The sequence below is a fragment of the Salinicoccus sp. HZC-1 genome (assembly GCF_046736035.1).
Lineage (GTDB): Bacteria > Bacillota > Bacilli > Staphylococcales > Salinicoccaceae > Salinicoccus.
The window spans coordinates 286529-307647 of sequence record NZ_CP177130.1 but is presented as its reverse complement, the minus strand read 5'-3'; the positions used below and the strand labels follow the sequence as shown (position 1 = coordinate 307647).

Below are 21119 nucleotides of genomic sequence, written 5' to 3'. Positions count from 1 at the left end.
TGTCAACGATTTGATTAATAATTAAATTGTAGTTTTATACTTTCAAAAAGAAAAGCAGCGCAAATGCGCTGCCTGTAAGGGTTTAGGGCTTATTTATTTTTCTCTTCCCTTGCCATTCTTGTCTTACTTTTGTATTTCATGTTCTTTCTTCTCTTAGTTTGCGACTCTTCTTTTTTCTTTTGTTCTGCTTCCTGCATTCTTAATTCTTCTCTCTTCTGTTCATTGATATCGCTCTTAGTCACTCTTCCGCGTTCTGCCTTCTCTTTTTCGGAGGCTTCTATATAACCCGGCAGTGTTAAAAGCTGAACTGCATTACATATAATAAGAGTAAACACCGATCTATAGATCCATGAAGTATCTTCTACACTTAAAAATGGAATGAGAGTAATGGAAGTCATGAATATCATATAGAAGAGAGCCGGTATGAAAATGTTCGCACCATCAGTTGCTCTGTTTTTCATTCTCGCGACAATAAAACCTGCTGCGACAACGAGGATTGGAATCCAGATAAAGCTCCAGACCTGACCTGCCTCTACCCCAAATCTATAAAATCTTAGATAGAAGAGATCAAATATCGCATACATCACAAGCAGGAGCTGGATATACGGCCATATCTTCCCGAATATCCCCATACCTAACGGATGGAGAAACAGGTATATGAAGAAAGCAACCTGGCTGACTGTCGCTATGAGCAGCCCATATCCTAAAAACCATACGAGCCCTGCCAGAAATTCACCAATCTGTCCTTCAAATAGATAATGGGTGACATTCTCATATTCAGTAATCAGGCTGATGATTGCAGTAATGATCATTCCGAGCAGGAGCGTTCTAAAATAAAATTTAACTAAGTATTTCGATGTCATGCTTTTCTTTCCTCCGCCTATTCACTCTCTTGGATTACATTTTGTGCAATCCTACGGTAAGCTTGTCCGATTTCATCATTTTCACTGTAGACTGATGGCGCGAAATCTGATTCATCCCAATCGGGCTGCCCCAGTGGGAGCTGGCCGAGAAGTGGCACCTGCAGTTCCTGTGCGAGTTTTTCGCCGCCGCCTTTACCAAAGATATATTCCTTTTCACCTGTGTTCTTACTTTCGAAGTAACTCATGTTCTCAATTACACCGAGTATTTCATGATCTGTATGCTGTGCCATCGCCCCTGCTCTCGCTGCTACAAACGCTGCAGTCGGGTGCGGTGTCGTTACGATAATCTCTTTACTGTGCGGTAACAACTGATGTACATCCAGTGCAACGTCTCCTGTACCCGGCGGCAAGTCCAGCAGCAGATAATCCAATTCTCCCCATTCTACCTCATCGAAGAAACTATTGACCATCTTACCGAGCATTGGACCTCTCCATATAACCGGAGTATTCTCCTCAACAAAGAATGCCATAGAAATCACTTTGACACCAAAACGTTCCACCGGAATCAATGTTTTATCCTCTATACCAGGTTTATCAGTGATTCCCATCATATCCGGTACACTGAAACCATATATATCCGCATCGATCAGTCCGACTCTCTTTCCTTTGTCGGCAAGAGCAACTGCAAGGTTCACTGCGACTGTTGATTTACCTACGCCGCCTTTACCGGATGCAATTGCGATAAATTCTGTATCACTATCCTGAAAACGATTTTCAACTTCGCTGCCTGCAGTACCGCGGTGACGTTCAATTGTTTCTTCATCGAGTTCATCGAATCTGAGTCCAACCGAATCAGCACCCGCTTCCTTAACAGCATTAACAATCTTCATCTGCAAATCGAGCTGTTCCTGGCCCCCAAGACGACCAATAGCCACTTTAACGCTGACGTGATTCTTTTCTTCTTTAATGCTAATCTCCTGAATACCTTCTGTTTCAGAAATTGGAACGTTCAGTACCGGATCATCTATATTACCAACAATTTCTTCTACTTGATCTCTCGTAATCATTAAAAATTCTCCTTTACGACTATGCTTAATATCTCCATGATAACACAACATCTTCCTTATATAATCAAAAAAAATCCAAACACTCTGTGTATAAAGTGTTTGGATTAAAACGTTTGTGATTAAGCTTTACTGTATATCATTACGGTCTTCCTTATTCACTTTGTTTTCAAACTTTCGGAGCTGCTTTTCAGCAAATGCTCTGTCGCCCATTCCAAAGCTGATAGCAAAGGCAACTGTTACAGCACCAAGGATAGAGAGGAATGCCAGATTGCCAATAGTCTTATTCATTATTTCAAAAAAACTGATGGTATTTCAATTTCCTCCGGTTAAAAATTTTTATATTGGATATATTAGAGTATTACCCTTGAAAGGAATTGGACATATATGAATTTAACCCTTATGCAGTATTTTGAATGGCACTCCCCCGACGACGGAGAGCACTGGAACCATTTATCGAAAGAAGCCGGCAGAATAAAAGAAATGGGATTCGATGGCGTCTGGCTGCCGCCGCCGACAAAGGCAGACCACCCTTCAAACCCAGGCTACGCCGTTTATGACGTTTATGACTTAGGTGAGTTCGATCAAAAAGGCAGTGTCAGAACTAAGTATGGTACGAAAGAACAGCTTCAGAAAGCGATTAAAGCGTGTAAAGATGCGGGTCTTCTCGTCTATCTCGATTTGGTGCTGAATCATAAAGCTGGCGGAGACGAGAAAGAAACGTTCCAGGTGATAGAAGTTAAAGAGGAGGATCGGGATGATGAGATTTCCGAGCCTTTTGATATAGAAGGATATACCCGTTTCACGTTCCCCGGACGGAATGGAAAATATAGTGATTTCAAATGGAATTTCAATCTTTTTACCGGTGTGGACTATGATGCCAAAGAAGACAGGAATGGAATATTCAAGATTATGGGAGAGGGCAAGGACTGGAGCGACAATGTCGACGGTGAGCACGGGAATTACGATTTCTTAATGTATTCCGATATTAACTATGCACATCCTGAAGTTCAGGAAGAAATAATCGGATGGGGAAAGTGGCTGACAGACGAACTGGATGCGGATGGATATCGACTGGATGCTGTAAAACATATCGACAGTAACTTTATAAAACGCTTCATTGAAGAAATTACCGAACATGCTTCACGGGATATATATTTCTTCGGGGAATACTGGAATCCGGAACTCGAGGCAAATGAGGACTTTCTGGAAGATGTTGAATTTGATATCGATCTGTTCGATGTTAAGCTGCACTATAACTTTTTCTCGGCTGGCGAGGAAAAAGAAAAATATGACCTCACAAAGATTTTCGAAGACTCCTTAATGAAAGAAAACCCGTGGAACGCAGTCACGTTTGTCGACAACCATGACACTCAGCCGGGGGAATCCCTGGAATCATTCGTCGCAGATTGGTTTAAGCAGTCTGCATATGCATTGATTCTCCTTAGAGAGGACGGATATCCCTGTGTATTTTACGGAGATTACTATGGTATCGATGGAGAATATGATATCGATGGAAAAAAAGAGGCCATCGACGTTTTACTGACCGCGCGACAACACCTGGCATATGGCGACCAGGAAGATTATTTCGATCACCGCAACACTATAGGCTGGGTCCGCTTCGGCAGTGAGGAAGCTGAAAACTCCGGGTGTGCAGTCGTGGTGTCGAACGGCCTTGAAGAAGGTTTTAAAAAAATGCATGTTGGCGATCATCGCAGCGGAGAAGTCTGGGTGGATTATACCGGCAACAGAGATGATGAAATCACGATTGATGAAGAGGGCAATGCTGAATTTCATGTAAACAGCCAGTCAGTCAGCGTATACGGCCAAAAATAGAACAGGATTCAAAAACAGGGCATCCTCCGAATGGGGACGCCCTGTTTTTTTATTTTGTATGATCATATTCCATTAAGGTATTCAAACGGTCACCGTCCGCCTCTTCAATACCCAGTTTGGAGAGCGTCACGCCCTGTTTGAAGTAATCTCTTCCGAGGAGTACACCAGTCAGAGTAATGACGGAATCCATTACCGGCGTTTCCACACCGATTTCATCCCCTATACTTGCCCAGAGAACGAGGCCGTTTGATACATCTTCTGTAACGTAGCGGTTTTCTAAATCCGTGGGGCCCAATATATCTTTCAGCACAGGTGATTGATTATATTGTTCCTGGAGCGAATCAGATTCTTCAAAATATCCGCTTCTCACACTGCGTTCTGATTTGGACAGTACTTCAAAGCCGAGCGTTTCACATATTTTCTGGCGCTCTTCATCAATTTTATGCACGATGTTCACTGTATGTTCAGTGATACCTTCTTTGTACAGATAAAATTCATCGCCGGCATAATCTATCCTTCCGGCATTAAGTATCGAGGGGCCGGGGTGGCTTTCAGGATTTCCATTGTTCAATGTTGTTTCTATAATATTCTTTGCCGGTTTTAAATGGTCATACATCCGGTTCAATACTTCCAGCATTTCCTCTGTGTACCGGGAAGGATAAGCCGCAAACAGATTGTGTTTATTATATGCGATTAACTTTGCCTCATTCGTTTCCGGGTTATATCTGGATGCGTATGTGAGTGACATCGTTTCACCGATTTTAATATCGACATCTCTTTTCATATTATTGAGCACACGTTTGAATCTAAGGCTGCTCATTGCACTTGCGCTGTTGATCAGTATATACTGGCCGTCTTCGAGATAAGGTGCAAGTTTCTCGGCGATGGGTTCCACTGCAAGGGCCGGAATCGTCAGCATAATTACATCTTTCTCCTGAACTGCTTCCTTCACATCTTTAGTGAACTGATGGATCCTGACAGGCTTGCCGTTAAAATTGATCACACCGGTTTCTTCGATCTTGCTTAAATCATTCTTTGAATTTGCAGACTGGTGCAGCGTGACTTCATGTCCGCGTTCCGTCATATCAGCTGCTGCAGTCACACCACCGTGCCCTGCTCCGAAAATACTTATTCTAAGCGCCATAATAATCCCCCCTACTCATTGGTTTGATACACTGTGTCACCACTGACTACCGTTTTTGTTACCCGGGCTTCTAATAAATCATCCGCATCCACCTGCATGACGTCCCTGTCAAATACAGCAAAGTCCGCATAGCAGCCGGGGTTTATCCTGCCTGCTTTGTGACCTTTGTAAACTATCTCTGCAGCATTCGCAGTATACATTTTGAAAGCTTCGAAGCGGGTCACCCGTTCATCCTCATTATACACCGTTGTCCCATCTTTACGTGTAACAAGCGTATGGATTCCAAGCATGGGATTGACGTCTTCAATTGGAGCGTCTGAAGAACCGCCGAGAATAAGCCCTTTATTCTGTAATGTATTAAAGGCGTACAGATATTTTGCACGGTCACTGCCTATATACGTTTCGATCCATGGCATATCGGATGTCAGGAAGGTCGGCTGGATATCACAGATGACATCCAGTTCCGCCATGCGGTCAATCAATGATGCATCCAGCAGGCTGCAATGGATCAACCTGTCGTGTTTGCCACGGGGCACCGGATATTTTTCAATTGCATCGAGTACCAGCTCACATGCTTTATCGCCAATCATATGGACAGCGATCGCATCATCATTATCCCGCGCCCGTTTAACCATCGCCTCCAGATTTTCCCGGGAATGGATTTGCAGGCCATGGTTCTCCGTGCCCGCATAGGGTTCTTTGAGAAGCGCGGTTTTTCCGCCGAAGGCACCGTCGATGAAAATTTTCTTTGCATCTTTTTCAACCCAGTCCTCTAAATAAGCCGGGGCGTCCTCGACCATCTGTGCATATACTTTTTCATTTCTCAGCAAATTGACCCTGAACTTTTTCTTATCTGGACCAAGTGTTGATAAATACGCTTTAAATGGCATTTCATAAGGTCCGTAATTCGACATGTCTTCAGTATGCGCACTTGCAATGCCGTATCTGTACATATGCTCAATGGCTGTATCCAGGTCTCCACTCAATGACTCGACATCGTCATCAACCGTCTGATCCCTGATTTGATCAAAGGCGGTATCGTATACCCAGCCTGTGAGTTCCCCGCTTCCATCTCTTTCAAAATAGCCGCCTTCAGGGTCTTCCACATTCTGATCTATATCCAGAAGCTCCAATGCTTTCGTATTTACAAAACCTGCATGATGGCACACCCGCGTAACAAGTGTCGGTTTATCCGTTAAGGCATCCAGTTCAGAACGGTCCATGCGATACTGGTCTTTTAAATTATTCTCATCATATCCGAGTATTAGATCCCATTTATGATCCGTACTGAATTCTTTCATCAGATGCTTCATTTCCTCAATATCATCCACATGGTGCAATGCCAGTGATTTAAGTTTCTTACCCAGCATTATTAAATGAATATGTGTATCTGTTAAGGCAGGCAGCATCGTCTGGCCTTCCAGATCAATCCTAATATCCGCTTCACGTTCAAGTTCATTTAATAATCCGGTTTTGAAAATCCTTCCTTTATCGATCAGAACCGCCTCCACCTTTTCGTGAGCGCGGTTCATTGTATAGATTGCCCCGTTATAATACAGAGTTTTCACAAGACCCCTCCTAGAAAAAAATACTTCATATACATTTTATATGAAGTATCATTATTACTACACTATTTTTTATTCGTCCTCGTCATCTTTACTTAATTCCTGGCTCCGGCTGGCAGCCGCATTAAGTGTTTTGGACAGGATTTCCTTAATACTGTCACCATCCAATGCGTCGAGTCCCGCTTCAGTCGTTCCGCGTTTAGATGTAATGTTTTTTCTAAGCTCGCTGAATGGCAGTTCTGAATCCTCCACCATTTTACCGGCCCCAATTACGAGATTCGTTGTAAGGAACAGCGCTTCTTCCTCAGTGAATCCAAGTTCCATCAGACTCTCTGCATATTTTTCATATATATAATAAAGAAATGCAGAACCGGAGCCTGTTGCCGCTGTAATGTTGTGCATTCCGCCCTCTTCGACTACAACAGTAGTACCAAAGCTTTCCATAAGTTCTACCAATTCATCCTTATCAGGGAAGTTCGTGGAATAAGTGATTCCGCTGACGGAATGTTGCACCATAGCATTCGTGTTAGGCATTATTCTTGCAATCGGATTCTCAGATTTCAATTCACGTCTGATTGTTTTGATCTGAGTTCCAGCCATGACCGATACTATTTTTGTCTTTTCTTCCAGGTGCGGCCTGATTCTCTTGGCAACATCAGGGAAACTCTGTGGCTTGCTGGCAAGGATTACATAGTCCGCTCCCTCGAGCAGTTCAACATCATCATAAGAGACATTAACACCAAGATTCTCTTTGAAGAACATAATTTTCTCCTGCTGGCTTCTGCTGGTAAGGTAGATCTGTTCCGGCTTAACGACGCGATTTTCAATCATGCCGATAAATATAGCACTCGCCATATTTCCCGCACCATAAAAGACGATTTTCATCGAATCAACTCCATTTAATTTTTTCGCAACAGTTCCTATCATAACAAACTGAATAAAAAAATCAAAAATCCATAATTACTCAGGCGTGAATGAAGAAAACAATACCGATGTAATGCATCACACTTCCAACTATGATGAAAAAGTGCCAGATCATATGAAAATACTTACGTGTCTTCTGGGCATAGAACCATGCTCCCACTGTATAGGCCACACCGCCCAGGGCGAGCATGAGCAAAAACATCCAATGTGTATTGGTGATGATGACCGGAAAGAAAATCACAGCCATCCAGCCCATGATCAGATAAAAAGCCAGGCTGACCTTTGCATTCACATTCGGACTGAACACCTTATATAATATCCCCAGTATTGCAGCCGCCCATTGTATGATGAGGGTGATGATCCCCCATTTGCCGCCGATGACGGAAAGTGCAACAGGTGTGTAAGTACCGGCAATCGCAATATAGATCAGACTATGGTCCAAAAGGCGCATGATATATTTATGGTGCGTGTTGTGTGCCATAGAATGATAAAGCGTCGATGTCAGGAACATCAGCAAAATACTGATGACAAATATAGATCCGCCTACCGCATGAAGCGCACCGCCTGTTCCATACATATATACAGAAGTAAACGGCAGGATGAATATAAACAACAATGCCGCGACACCATGACTTACACTGTTACCAACCTCTTCACCGAAAGACAGCGGAACAATATTTCTCAGGGATCCCTCTAACTTTTTCGCAGTTCTTTCCTCCGCCAAGCGAAGTCCCCCCTTTCTTCGTCTTTCAGCTGCGTCATATAATCCCTTCGTCTTTTAAATCATTATATGCCGTTTCAATACTGTCTTTGCCTGTTTTATTTTTTAACGGAGAGAACTCACCCTTGCGGTCTACCTGTAATGTCATATGTTTATCTGTATGGCGGAATGCATCAAAATAAAACTTCTCGAATTTTAATACTTCATCTTTAACAACCAGCAGTTTTTTATTTAAATGTTCAAGTTTCTTTAACGCCAGGTGATACGGCATTTTTTCTTCTGCCACTTTGTTCAGGTAATCCATACCGAACACATGGATGCCGATGTTGCCGTTCTTGAATTCCTCACCCGCCCCTTCAGGCAGCTCAGTGTATTCGACAACGCTCTTTTCACCATTCACCAGACTCAGACGTCCGACACTCTCGCCGGGTTTAGGAAGTATGGACTTTGAAGTCACTTCGTTATTTTCACTTACGTGTATACCGAGCAGCACCGGATCGAGCACCTTGACCACAGCGTTATCCACGTTATTCATGAACACGTGCCTGATGCCTCTGGATTCCATATCTTCAAGCATGCCGCTTGCTTTAAGTGCACTGAAAATTCCGCCGTTCCCGTTGGGAGTCAGCATGATGTCCTTGTCATCTGTCAATAACAGTTCACCGTCTTTGGATAATGTCGGGAAATGCTCCTGACGGAAGAAATGTATATTTCCCGGTTCAAACCCGAAATGCCCATGCCTGGAGAAGAACTCAAGCGTTTCTGTATGATTGATATCACTTGTCATGATATACCAGTGAACCGGCTGACCGGCCGCGGCTTCAGCTGCTTTGATCTGGTCAGCCTGCATTTCAAACAGAGATTTCCCTTCAAAAGAAAACGTGCCTTTCGGCCCGGGATGCTCGAGGCGTGTCCCCTGGCCGCCTGCCATCAGAAGGGCTGCAACTTCGCCATTCTTCATCGCTTCTTTTGCTGCATCCGAAACCTTATCTATATCCACTTCATCCCGGGTTACGAAAGGAACTTCTTCCACTTTCGCCATATCCACCGACTTCGGATTCACATATACCTGGTGATACGTTTCTTTGATTTCATCCAAAGGCAACGTTTTAAACTGCTCTTCTACTTTCCGCTGGTAACTCTCCTCCAGCAGTTCAAATTGAGGAATCCATTTAGTTGTCATTACTCTGCCTCCATACGTTTGTTAACTTCATTATAAACCAACTGTACCCCGCTGTAAAAATGAACCTCATAAAAAAACAGGCCCCGTTGATGCAGGGCCTGTGATAAAAACTTATTCAGTAATGACTTGTTTGATGAGTTCAATATCAACTGCATTACTGCCAATTTTATAATTGTCCAGTATTTTCCGTTTAACATCTTCCACATCTTCGCGGTTTGAGTGGATGACTGCGAGTACTTCGCCTTCATCTACGCGGTCCCCTACTTTCTTCTCAAGCATAAGACCTACCGCAAGATCAATTTCATCATCTTTTGTCTGACGTCCGGCACCCAGCATTGCTGATGCGACACCGATTTCTTCAGCTGCAATTTCTTCCACATAACCCGAAATTTCGGCTTTTACATCAATCTGGTATGCTGCCTGAGGAAGCTTGGATACATCATCCACTACAGATGCATCTCCGCCCTGGTTGGACAGGAATACTTTAAACTTCTCAAGCGCCTTGCCATTAGCAATGACTTCCTGAAGTTTTTCTTTTGCTTCATCAAGTGTTTCGGCTTTACCGCCAAGCACTGTCATCTGGGCACCGAGTTCCAGACAGAGTGCCGTCAAGTCTTCCGGCCCGTCGCCCCTCAATGTTTCAATCGCTTCTTTCACTTCAAGTGCATTGCCGATTGCATAACCAAGCGGTTCTGCCATGCTTGAAATGATTGCCATCGTGTTTCTGCCCACATTATTACCGATGGAGACCATCGCTTTGGCCAGGGCAACAGCGTCTTCCTCATTTTTCATGAACGCGCCGTCGCCTGTTTTAACGTCCAGGACGATCGCATCTGCGCCAGCCGCAATTTTCTTGCTCATGATCGAACTTGCAATCAGCGGAATGGAGTTTACTGTCGCTGTAACGTCACGCAATGCATAAAGCTTTTTATCAGCAGGCGTCAGGTTGCCGGACTGTCCGATAACGGCCACTTTGTCACGGTTGACGATATCCGCGAATTCCTGTTCTGTAATTTCAACATGGAATCCTTCCACCGCCTCGAGCTTATCAATCGTACCGCCGGTATGACCCAGGCCGCGTCCGCTCATTTTTGCCACAGGCACACCGAGTGCTGCAACGAGCGGCGCCAGAACAAGTGTCGTCGTATCTCCCACACCACCTGTGGAGTGCTTATCCACTTTCACGCCGTCAATCGATGAAAGATCAATCTCGTCGCCGGACTTGACCATTGCCATCGTCAATTCTGCTCTTTCCCCGTCAGTCATATCCTGAAAGAATATTGCCATCATTAAACTGGATACCTGATAGTCCGGAATATCTCCATTAGTATAACCATCGATGAAGAATTTAATCTCTTCTTTTGTCAAAGCGCCGCCGTCACGCTTTTTAGCGATTAAATCTACCATTCTCATCACATACACATCCTCTATTACATTTTATTGCCCACTGAATGCCTGTCTCTTGCATCCATATAAAAATCGATCAGCCGCTGAGACGTTTTATCCCAGTTGTATCCCATTGCTTCTTCCCGAGCGTTTCGCTTCATCTTATAAAGCTTCTCCCGGTCATCCAATACATCCACTGCCCTAAGCATGCTTTCCAGATTTTCATTTTCATAAAGCATACCGTTCACACCGTCGACTACCTGTTCGTTGGTCGGCCCGCTTTCCGCAGCAATGACCGGAAGTCCTGATGCCATGGACTCGAGTATTACAAGACCGAGAGTTTCAGAGACCGACGGAAATATGAATGCATCACCCGAAGCAAAAGCTTTGGAAAGTTCCTCCCCGTGAATGAATCCGGTGAAAATAGTGTTCGTCCCTTCGAACCGCTTTTCAATATCCGACCGGGCAGGACCATCTCCAATAATTGCAAGGCTGATATCGTCACGGGCTTCAAGAAGCGGGATAAGCTTATGGATTTCCTTCTCCACAGCGATCCTGCCGATAAACACCAATAGTTTGTTATCCGGTCTGCCATCGGTCAACCTGTTCCGCATCTCATCATCTTTGAAATCCGGATGGCGGTTGATCACGTCCACGCCTCTCGGGATAATGTCCAATCTCTTAATCCCCTGTGCATCCAGTTCATCTCTGATTGCTTTGGAGGTTACAAGGTTGAGGTCCGCATTTTTATGGTTGCGCTTGATATACCACCAGAGCAAAGGCTTGGCAGGTTTATAAATTGTGTAGTAATCCAAATACTTCGGCAGATGTGTGTGGTATGAAGATACGAGTGGGATATTTAATTTTTGGGCGGCCTGTACAGCACTCGTCGCAAGCAATACAGGGTTGACTGCATGTACAACATCCGGCTTAAAACCTTTTAATATATGATATACCTTACGGGATGGAAAGCCCCATTTGCGGTATCTATAAAAAGGGAAAGTGACCGGTTTAATACCGACCACTTTAGCTCCCTTATAGTCATGTACTCCTAAGTCAGGGGCAATGACCAGTACTTCATGGCCTTCCCGCATAAAGTAATCAATCGCTTTTGTCAGTCTGGTCACTATACCATCTGTCGATGGTAAAAATGTTTCTGTGACAATTGCTATCTTCATACCGTTACCTCTTTCTTTATTTCCATGTGACTTTCGGCAGAACATTATCCACGATGATGCGGTCTTTGTGCTCAAGCGCTTCATTCAGGATTTCTTTAAGAACGTCCTGAGTCAGAAGGTTCGGCTCGAGGCCCAGATCGATGAGATTTGTATTTACTGCATTGTAGTAATGATCTTCATTTTCAACACGTGGGTTTTCAATGTTAGAGACCTTCGCGTCAATGCCAAGATCTTTGGCAGCTTCTCTTGTCTTCTCAGCTAAATCCAGTACAGAGAAGGATTCAGTGAATTGGTTGAACACACGGAATTCTCCTTGATCAGCAGGGTTTTCAGCTGCGATTTCCACACAGCGCACTGTATCTTTAATATTCAGGAATGCGCGTGTCTGTCCGCCTGAGCCGTAAACAGTCATATCGTGTCCAATTGCCGCCTGGACAAGGAAGCGGTTCAGTGCTGTTCCAAACACACCATCATAATCCAGTCTGTTGGCAAGAACAGGATCTTTTTTCGTTTCTTCAGTATTCAAACCGTAAACAACACCCTGGTTCAGGTCTGTGGCACGGATACCCCAGATTTTGCAGGCGAACATAATATTATGTGTATCATGAACTTTTGTCAGGTGATAGAAGGATCCCGGCTGTTTAGGGAACGGCAGTGTATCTTTTCTGCCTTTATGTTCTATTTCAATGTAACCTTCTTCGATATCAATATTTGGCTGACCATACTCACCCATAGTACCGAGTTTAATCAAGTGACAGTCAGGTTCAAATTCTTTAATCGCATATAAAACGTTGAGGTTGCCCAATACGTTATTTTGCTGTGTATAAACCGCATGTTCGCGATCAATCATGGAATAAGGTGCTGAACGTTGCTCAGCAAAATGAACAAATGCCTCTGGGCGTTCATTTTTGAATACGAGACTTAAGAAGTCATAGTGATTAAGATCACCTTCATAGACTTTGATTTCTTTGCCGGTAAGTTCTTTCCATTTTGCCACACGATCCTGTAGAGAGGCGATCGGCGTAACTGAGTTAGAATGCAATTCATTGTCAATTTTACGTCGAACTAAATTATCCAGAATAGTTACCTCGTGACCTTTTTCAGAAAGATAGAGCGCAGTCGGCCACCCGCAGAAACCATCTCCTCCAGCTACAATAATTCTCATTTGAACATCCTCCGATTCAAGTGTTATTTATATTAATACAGAGTATACCGCAAGTATACATATATCATTATAAAGATGTTTGTTAAATGTCACAAACCATTTATGATTTTTAACATAGGAATTGTGGCAAAAAGGTAAAGGAGAAACGGTTTTATCATATTAAAAAGGACCCGGAATCCTCTCCGGGTGCCCTCTACTGTTAATTCCTGTTAACTCTATGCTGTTTGCGGTGTTTGTTTTCTTTTTTTATATAATTGGAAAACTACCAGTAAAATGAACAGACCGAATGCGATTGAATCTGTGAATAAATCGCTTTGTATGAAGAGCAATGCAGTAACAGCGGCTGCAATCCTTTCAATAATACTGTATTTTGCAAACATATAATTTTGTATGAATGAGGCAAATGTTGCCATGCCGATGGCTGCCGTTATAATCGCCCAGGTCATCTCCAGGGCGGAGGCATCTGTAATCAGCAGGATTGTTGGATTTATCGCGAACATAAATGGCAGCAGTAACGCTGCAGAGTCATATTTGAAGCCCTGTACCCCTGTCCGGATCGGACCGGCATTCGCTATGCCGGCTGTCGCATAGGCGGGCAAATTAATCGGTGGCGTATCATCTGCAAGCACACCGTAATAAAGTACAAATAGATGCGCAACGATGACCGGCAGTCCCATGTTCGTCAGTACTGGAGCTATGACCGCAGCCAGCACTACATAAGTCGCTGTCGTCGGCAGCCCCATGCCGAGGAACAGACATGCGAATACCGTAAGTACAAGCGCAATGTAAAGTTGCGTATTATCTCCAACCATGAAATTCGGCAGCCAGCTTTCAATCGTATCTGAAAAATCAATGACAATTCTAGTGAACTTAGTGGACAGCCCGCTTGTTGTAATGACACCGATAAGGATACCGGCGGTCGCACAGGCAACAATGATGCTGAGTGCGTTTCTGGCCGCATTGTCGAATCCCTTAAACAGTTGTTTGAAACCATATTTTTCAGGTGTAGTATCCCGTTTCAGCGTCTTTTGGAACAGTGCAAAAATAAGCGACACGATGATGCCTCCAAGCACCATTGTGAATATTGGATCTCTCCAGCGAATCGTTTCAGCACTGAAAACCCTTGTTCCAAAGACATCATTTAAACTGACCAGCCCCTGGTTTACAAAACCGAGCAAATACTGCATGAAGAACGTAACCCCGAGTAAAATAGCTGCAAACAATAAGGTTCTTGCCATACTCGCCTTGAACCGATACGTAAAGAATGCAATGATGATCATCGCAATAATTGAGTAGAACGCAGAAGCATTAACTGATGAACGTTCAACTACTAAAAAGTACAGAAGAATCAGTATGGGAACTATCAAGTATCCCTGCCTGAGCAACAGGTCTCTGCCGGAAGCCATTTCTGATTTATCAATACCGGAAATGTTTTTTTTACTTGCTTCAAAATGGACCATGAACAGGATGCCGACATAGGCGAGAATTGCCGGGATAAAGGCACTTTTAATAATTTCAAAGTACGGAATCCCTGTGAATTCAACCATGATAAAAGCCGCGGCCCCCATTACAGGCGGTAAAAACTGTCCACTTGATGAAGCGGCAACCTCCACTCCCCCGGCAACATGTGGAGGAAAGCCGACTTTCTTCATAAGAGGGATGGTGAACGTACCTGTCGTCACTGCATTCGCTGTTGAGCTCCCTGAAATACTACCCATCATTCCACTGGCAACAACACTTGCTTTTGCAGGACCCCCTTTATATTTACCAAAACCGCGGATCGCCAGGTCTATGAACATTTTCCCTGCTCCGGTGGATTCTAAAATCGCCCCGAAAAGTATGAAAATAAACACGAATTGGGCGGAGGCATAAATCGGTGTTCCGAATATACCGTTGCTGCGGTAGGTAATTTCATAAACAAATCTGGAAAAATCTCCTCTGGTGTGGTAAAAGTCTCCCGGCATAAATTGACCAGCAAAGAAGTAGGCGATGAATATCGTTGCAATGATTACAAGAGGCAGTCCCACAACACGCCGTGTAGCTTCTATAACCAAAACGATGAACAGTGCGCCTATGATAAGGTCAATCTCAGTCGGACGTGCGGACATTATTGCTTCGGCGTCCTGCCTCTGAATCAAATATATGCCCACCCCGAGCGAAACTAAGGAAAGCATAAAATCATACCAGGGGATCGTATATTGTTTCAAACCTTTTTTAATTGGAAAAATAAGAAATACTAAAACAATACCAAAAGTCAGATGGATGATCAGGAACGTTTTTGAACCGATGCCGGGCAACCCGAACCCAGCTACATAAAGATGAAACAGCGATAGTGAAATGGCTACAACGCTCACCATCAGGGCCAATTTTTTTCCCAGATGTCTATCACTGCCCTCAAGTTCCTGTATCATCCTCTGTTTTTCTTTCTCATCCATTACTACTTCACCTCTCAAAGTAAGTTCTGCCCACCTTTATCTCTAAATTCCGCCCTTCATAGGGTGGATCGGAAATCACTAAATCTTCTTTTCCGATCTTTATATGGTGTGGAAATACAGATGATGGCCTTACCCTTAATATACCGCCGTGCACCTTACGGTTGATGTCCTTAATGATGAATTTCCCATTCTTCATCTCAATCTCTTCCCCTGTATAGGGCATGCCCGCACCGAATGACTCCGTATGGCTTTCCATGGTGTAAATATCCTGTCCGCGCACTTCAAAAATCTCTTTTACCGGAGATCGTTCCACCGAATGGATATACGTAACCTCAAACCTTTCGCCTTGCTCGACTTTCTGTGAAAACAAGACTTCCTCCGTGTTCATATCCATAACAATCAACTGAGTCGGTCTGCAGATATAAAGTAATACGGCAATGATAATGATGATAAAAATCCCTGTAAGGGATAAAAAGACATTGCGCCGATGCAATGTCTTTTTACTGATATTACCCACCATTCAATTACTGCTCTTCATAGTAGCGCTGCACACCCGGATGGAGATCGATGGACATTCCATCTTCAGCAGTGTCGAGAGTCAACTCTTCTCCACGGACGTGTGCGTTTGCCATATCATCAAGGTTTTCGAAAATGACTTTAGTGATTTCATACATCTGATCTTCCGGAATATCATTCGATGCAATCAACATTGCCTGTACAGCAACTGTTGATGCAGTACTGTCAAAGTTTTCATATGCATCTGCAGGGATATCCTGCTGAGTGTAGTAAGTGTACTCTTCCATCAGACTATTCATCGCATCTTCTTCAAAGCTCACGATTTTCACATCTGCACTTGCACTCAATTCCTGAATGGCACCTGTTGGCGTCCCTGCTGTAACAAACGCAGCATCGACGTTGCCATCCTGCAAGTTCGTAGAAGCATCAGCGAAATCAAGGTGCTGTGCATCGAAATCTTCGAGCGTTAAACCATGCGCTTCAATAACCTGCGTCGCGTTCGCTTCTGTACCGGAACCCACATCACCTATTGCAACACGTTTGCCTTCCAGATCGGATACTGATTCAATGCCTGAATCTGCAAGTGTCACCAGCTGGATCGTTTCCGGATAAATAGTGAACACACCACTGTAATTATCCAAAGTTTCTTCAAACATGTTGCTGCCTTCTGCACCATAAAATGCAATGTCGTTCTGCACAAGTGCAAGCTGTGCTTCTCCGTTATTCAATTGTTCCGCGTTGGACACTGATGCACCGGAAGATACTCCCGTCGCACTCACATTCTCTAAATTCGAATCGATAATATCAGCCATAGCTACACCTAACGGGAAATAAACACCGGCCTCTCCGCCAGTCAGTACAGTGATGTTTTCCACCCAACCTTCCTGGGATGCCGTATCTTCAGAACCTTCTTCTGAAGTACTGCCGGAATCTTCACTTTCCGCTTCGCCGCCAGAATCCCCTTCATCTCCACCACACGCAGCTAAAAAGATTGACATCGACAACACAAGTACTAAAAACCAAGAGAATTTCTTCATTCTGCAAGTCCCCTTTTCAATTTTTTTCCTTACTTACTGTATATTGTATCACAAAAACGCTTTCATTAAATAGAATTTTCAGTTTTTTTAATCACTTTTAAAAAGAGTACCTGAAAACATCCAGGTACCCTTAGAACTATTTTGCGGTTGTCGTCCATTCTTTGCTGTTGTGGTATCTTTTTACATGGGCATAAATATTTTCCCCTGCATAATCTTCATTCGTATATACTGTGAGATCAAAGTACTTCCCCTGCCCGGAAAGTTTTTCTGAAAGGTAAACATCCTTCAGATGTTCGAATAAATTTTTCATTCCTTCCATTTTTAAACTCGGATACTCCCTCAGTACTCTCTTTTGCAGTTGTCCGCCCTGCTCTGTCACTTCCTGCACAACGATTACGAACGATTCGTCCTCTTTTATTACATCATCAAAAATGTTTGTCTGACCATAGTCCCTCATGTTTTCACTCCTCTTTATTTCGTTACAGCTCTGTACGCAGTTCCCACAGTTCCTTAAAGAAATAATCGTCAATCACCCGTTTTAAGTAGTTGACACCTGAACTGCCGCCCGTTCCTTTTTTGAAACCGATGATGCGTTCGACTGTCTTCATGTGTCTGAACCGCCATTGGCTGTACAGATCCTCGACATCAACAAGCTTTTCCAGCATCTCATACAGTTCAAAATACTCCTCCGTATTCAGATATATCTGCTTGAATGCCTCTTTGACAGATGCGTTCGGCACGTAGGTTTCAGTCACTTTCCGTTCCAGTACTTCCTTATCGATATGGAACCCCTGTCTTGCGACTGCACGGATGGCTTCATCATATATACTTGGATGTTCGAGCTGTGTTTTAAGCATTTTGTGGATTCCGGGATCCTTTTCATAAATCTTCAGAGCATGCGTCGTCTTATACCCGAGACAATATTCAATCATGCGGTTCTGGTACGACTGGAAACCCGACGAATTTCCCAGGCTGTCCCTGAAATTGAGATAGTCACTCGGTGTCATTGTTGCAAGCACACTCCATGACGCAATCAATTGATTTTGAATATTCGTCACCCTCGCCAGTTTTTTGAACGCCATTCTGAAGTCATCTTCACGGATGTCCTCGATCGCAGAATTCAATTCATGGATAACGAGCTTCATCCACAGTTCTGATACTTGGTGGATAATGATGAATAGCGTTTCATCATGCTCTTTCGTCAAAGGGTTCTGCGCTGTGAGTATCTGATCGAGACTCAGATACTCACTGTATGTCATATCTTTTATAAAATCCGTCTTTACTTCTTCCCCCTCAAGCGAGCGGTCCTGAAAATCACTCATGGGCGGGTCCCTCCCTGTAATCTGAGTACTGCGCGTACCGGAGAACCGTCAGCACCTTTGATTTTGAGCGGCAATGCGACAAAGTCATAATATCCGGTGGTCACTTCTTCCAGCACTACATTTTCAATAATCATGATATCGTTCCGGTGCAGCTTATGATGAATATCCAAAGTTTTCGAATCGATATCATCGACCGAAGTCACATCAACACCAAATAATTTGATGCCTATTTTAGCCATATACTCTACCGCTCTCTCATTCAGAACAGGAACCTTTTCAGGAAAGACATCCTGATCTGCTGCTTCTTTTGTTTTTATCAGCAGTATCGTCCCTTGGATAATGAAATCTTTAAGAACTGCTTCAGTGATGATTTCTTCATCCTCTACCTCTATGACTGTGGCATCTCCGATATAACGGTTAATATCCAGTTCGTCCACTTTCAAACCCGTTTCATCGAAATGAAACGGTGCATCGATATGGGTGCCGATATGGGTGCTTGTTTCAATTTTACCGATATTGACCGAACCACTCTCCGCTTTTGTTACAGGCGTTTCATAACTGAATGGTGTATCCTCCGGCCAATGGGCAATAGAATGATCCAGCGTCTGTGTAATATCTATCCACATCAGGCAACAACTCCCCTTTTATTATCAAATTCTTCATAGAGTTTCCCATCCATGACCTCTTTTAAAATCATCACTGCATGGTACACGTCTTCAAAGGAATTATACAGTGCAACCGGTGCAATCCTCACATAACTCGGAGCCCTGAAATCGGGAATGACACCTTTGGATTTCAGCGCAGCATTTATACCCGCCGCCTTTTCATGACCGATGAGTATGTGACCGCCGCGCTCCTCATGTCCTTTTGGGGTCACTATGTCAATATCGTATCCGGACAGCACATCTTCTATCATTGCAATCATGAAATCCGTGAGTTCCAGCGATTTGCTTCTGATGTTTCCCATCCCGGCTTCCCGGAACATCTCCAGTGCGCCGAGCAAGGGTGCCATTGAGAAGATATGCGGTGTGCCCACCTGGTATTGACTGATATCTGCTGCCTGATCAAACGTGTGATTCATATCGAACTGTGTTTCCTTATTATTACCGAACCAGCCTTTCAGACTGACGCCTTTATCATGGTGCTTTTCGTGAACATACAATCCGGCAACCGATCCCGGGCCGCCGTTTAAATGTTTGTAAGTGCACCAGACCGCAAAATCGACATCCCATTCTTTTAAGTGATGCGGCACCGCACCGATGGAATGGCATAAGTCGAACCCGACGATGATGCCTTTTTCGTGGGCAGCCTGCGTGATCTTCTCCATCTCGAGCACCTGTCCGCTTCGATACAACACAGATGGAAGCAGAATCAGGGCAATGCTTTCGTCCATCATGCCGATGATCGTTTCAGTGTTCAGTAAATGTCCATCTTCGGAAGGGACCTTGACCAGGCCGTCATTGTGCCCGCAATCGTCCAGGACAGCCTGCAGCGCATAAATATCGGAAGGGAAATTTAAATCGTCCGCCATAATTTTATATCGTGTGTCCGTCGGATGATACAGCGTCCTCACTGTCTGGTGGATATTATTCGTCGTCGAGTTCGTCGCCAGTACTTCATGAGGCGCCGCTCCTGTAAGGTGCGCCATCATTTCACCGATTTTCTCGCTCATATAAAACCACGGGCGTTCCCCTGTCACCCATCCATCGATGCCATGACGTTTCCAGTCTTCCATAACATCCAAAACCGACTGCTCAGCACGTCTGCTCATCAGTCCCAGCGAATTGCCGTCCATGTAATAGACATTTTCACCAATATAAAATTCATTCCTGAATTGCTTCAGTGCATCCATTTCATCTTTCTTCTTCGCTTCATCCAGCCAGCCGTTCATAAAATGCCTCCTCTGTTATCCTCTAAGCATTGTAAGCCTTTTCTATATTATTATACAATGATTCCCTTAAATAAAAAGCATCATCAATGATTGTGTCCATCTCTCTTGCTACAATGGATATGAGATCATAAAAAAGAGGAGCGCTAATTATGCAGAATATACAAGGCAAGAATGCAATAATCACAGGAGGCACAAGAGGCATCGGACTGGCAACAGCCCATGCACTCGCCAAAGAAGGGGTAAACGTTGCAGTCATCGGACGTAACAAGGACACATTGAACGATGCAGTTGCTGAATTGAACCAGCATGATGTTCAAATCATTGGTGCAAACGGAGATGTATCGAACAGGGAAGATGTTGAAAGCATGATCGGTTCCATCAAAGAATCATTCGGATCCATCGATATTCTGATCAATAATGCAGGCATCATGGGACACACGCCATTCCTTGAATCCAATGAAGAAGAATTCCGAAAAATGATGGATGTCAACGTCTTCGGTCCCTACTATACGATGCAGGCAGTTCTGCCCCAGATGACAGAGCAGCAAAAAGGCGATGTCATTAATATTTCATCCATGTCGGGACTCAAAGGAACGCCCGGCAGTTCACTTTATTCCGCCACTAAATTTGCAGTCATCGGTATGACGGAAGGCATTATGCAGGAGATGAGAAAACACAACATCAGAGTCTCCTACCTTACACCATCAGCAGTACTGACAGACTTGATCGGGGAAACAAAACTGGAGGAAGACTCCATGACACATGCAGAAGACATCGCTGATATCATGGTGAGTCAGCTGAAACTGAATCCAAGAACATTCATCAAAACAAGCCAGATGTGGGCGACAAACCCGATTCCAAAAGAAAAATAGCAGTTTTGATTGAGACG

The 21119-nt window shown here is 44.0% G+C and carries 20 protein-coding genes; 2 read left to right on the top strand and 18 right to left on the bottom strand.

From position 1 onward, the window contains the following. Window positions 1-89: 89 nt before the first annotated feature. The 3 genes from ACKRAT_RS01560 to ACKRAT_RS01550 form a co-directional block, all read right to left on the bottom strand. Window positions 90-863 (bottom strand): KinB-signaling pathway activation protein, encoded by a 774-nt coding sequence (locus tag ACKRAT_RS01560; protein WP_411843368.1) that lies wholly within the window; start codon window positions 861-863, stop codon window positions 90-92. Between the two features lie 17 nt (window positions 864-880). Beyond that, window positions 881-1930 carry an Mrp/NBP35 family ATP-binding protein gene (locus ACKRAT_RS01555; protein ID WP_411843367.1) on the bottom strand — a complete coding sequence of 350 codons (1050 nt, stop codon included), beginning with the start codon at window positions 1928-1930 and terminating at the stop codon, window positions 881-883. A 126-nt stretch (window positions 1931-2056) separates the two neighbouring features. Then, a complete protein-coding gene (locus ACKRAT_RS01550) occupies window positions 2057-2218 on the bottom strand; it encodes a hypothetical protein (protein ID WP_411843366.1) in 162 nt (53 codons plus the stop codon). Between the two features lie 96 nt (window positions 2219-2314). Between ACKRAT_RS01550 and ACKRAT_RS01545 the strand changes: the two genes are divergently transcribed. Continuing rightward, a complete protein-coding gene (locus ACKRAT_RS01545; RefSeq protein WP_411843365.1) occupies window positions 2315-3763 on the top strand; it encodes an alpha-amylase in 1449 nt (482 codons plus the stop codon). A gap of 49 nt (window positions 3764-3812) precedes the next feature. Here ACKRAT_RS01545 and ACKRAT_RS01540 read toward each other — a convergent pair whose 3' ends face one another. From ACKRAT_RS01540 to kynU, 15 genes are all read right to left on the bottom strand, one after another. Beyond that, window positions 3813-4907, bottom strand: coding sequence for an NAD/NADP octopine/nopaline dehydrogenase family protein (locus ACKRAT_RS01540; protein WP_411843364.1), 1095 nt, complete (start codon window positions 4905-4907; stop codon window positions 3813-3815). A gap of 11 nt (window positions 4908-4918) precedes the next feature. After that, the gene (locus tag ACKRAT_RS01535; protein WP_411843363.1) at window positions 4919-6475 is read right to left on the bottom strand and encodes an amidohydrolase; all 1557 of its coding nucleotides are present in this window, start codon (window positions 6473-6475) and stop codon (window positions 4919-4921) included. 69 nt (window positions 6476-6544) lie between these two features. Further along, window positions 6545-7357, bottom strand: coding sequence for a pyrroline-5-carboxylate reductase (gene proC / locus ACKRAT_RS01530; protein ID WP_411843362.1), 813 nt, complete (start codon window positions 7355-7357; stop codon window positions 6545-6547). A gap of 79 nt (window positions 7358-7436) precedes the next feature. Further along, window positions 7437-8120 carry a PAQR family membrane homeostasis protein TrhA gene (gene trhA / locus ACKRAT_RS01525; RefSeq protein WP_411843361.1) on the bottom strand — a complete coding sequence of 228 codons (684 nt, stop codon included), beginning with the start codon at window positions 8118-8120 and terminating at the stop codon, window positions 7437-7439. 34 nt (window positions 8121-8154) lie between these two features. Further along, window positions 8155-9300, bottom strand: a complete 1146-nt coding sequence (locus ACKRAT_RS01520) for a UTP--glucose-1-phosphate uridylyltransferase (protein WP_411843360.1) — start codon at window positions 9298-9300, stop codon at window positions 8155-8157. A 111-nt stretch (window positions 9301-9411) separates the two neighbouring features. Beyond that, window positions 9412-10713 carry a pyrimidine-nucleoside phosphorylase gene (locus ACKRAT_RS01515; RefSeq protein ID WP_411843359.1) on the bottom strand — a complete coding sequence of 434 codons (1302 nt, stop codon included), beginning with the start codon at window positions 10711-10713 and terminating at the stop codon, window positions 9412-9414. A 17-nt stretch (window positions 10714-10730) separates the two neighbouring features. Beyond that, window positions 10731-11864 (bottom strand): glycosyltransferase family 4 protein, encoded by a 1134-nt coding sequence (locus tag ACKRAT_RS01510; protein WP_411843358.1) that lies wholly within the window; start codon window positions 11862-11864, stop codon window positions 10731-10733. A 16-nt stretch (window positions 11865-11880) separates the two neighbouring features. After that, a complete protein-coding gene (locus ACKRAT_RS01505; RefSeq protein WP_411843357.1) occupies window positions 11881-13029 on the bottom strand; it encodes an NAD-dependent epimerase/dehydratase family protein in 1149 nt (382 codons plus the stop codon). Between the two features lie 215 nt (window positions 13030-13244). Then, complete coding sequence (locus tag ACKRAT_RS01500; protein ID WP_411843356.1) at window positions 13245-15464, bottom strand: TRAP transporter permease; 2220 nt, start codon at window positions 15462-15464, stop codon at window positions 13245-13247. A 7-nt stretch (window positions 15465-15471) separates the two neighbouring features. Further along, on the bottom strand, window positions 15472-15984 hold the full coding sequence (locus ACKRAT_RS01495; RefSeq protein WP_411843355.1) for a DUF1850 domain-containing protein: 513 nt from the start codon (window positions 15982-15984) through the stop codon (window positions 15472-15474). A gap of 4 nt (window positions 15985-15988) precedes the next feature. Continuing rightward, entirely contained in the window at window positions 15989-17017 is a 1029-nt protein-coding gene (locus tag ACKRAT_RS01490; protein ID WP_411843354.1) for a TAXI family TRAP transporter solute-binding subunit, read from the bottom strand. Between the two features lie 136 nt (window positions 17018-17153). Next, window positions 17154-17474 carry a hypothetical protein gene (locus ACKRAT_RS01485; RefSeq protein WP_411843353.1) on the bottom strand — a complete coding sequence of 107 codons (321 nt, stop codon included), beginning with the start codon at window positions 17472-17474 and terminating at the stop codon, window positions 17154-17156. A 22-nt stretch (window positions 17475-17496) separates the two neighbouring features. Continuing rightward, window positions 17497-18339: a tryptophan 2,3-dioxygenase gene (gene kynA / locus ACKRAT_RS01480; protein WP_411843352.1), complete on the bottom strand. Its 843-nt coding sequence runs from the start codon at window positions 18337-18339 to the stop codon at window positions 17497-17499. Next, the gene (gene kynB / locus ACKRAT_RS01475) at window positions 18336-18965 is read right to left on the bottom strand and encodes an arylformamidase (RefSeq protein ID WP_411843351.1); all 630 of its coding nucleotides are present in this window, start codon (window positions 18963-18965) and stop codon (window positions 18336-18338) included. Before kynB ends, kynA begins: the two co-directional genes overlap by 4 nt. After that, complete coding sequence (gene kynU, locus ACKRAT_RS01470) at window positions 18965-20230, bottom strand: kynureninase (protein ID WP_411843350.1); 1266 nt, start codon at window positions 20228-20230, stop codon at window positions 18965-18967. The genes kynB and kynU overlap by 1 nt, the downstream gene beginning before the upstream one ends. Window positions 20231-20379: 149 nt before the next feature. Between kynU and ACKRAT_RS01465 the strand changes: the two genes are divergently transcribed. Further along, window positions 20380-21102: a 3-ketoacyl-ACP reductase gene (locus ACKRAT_RS01465; protein ID WP_411843349.1), complete on the top strand. Its 723-nt coding sequence runs from the start codon at window positions 20380-20382 to the stop codon at window positions 21100-21102. Window positions 21103-21119 lie beyond the last annotated feature (17 nt).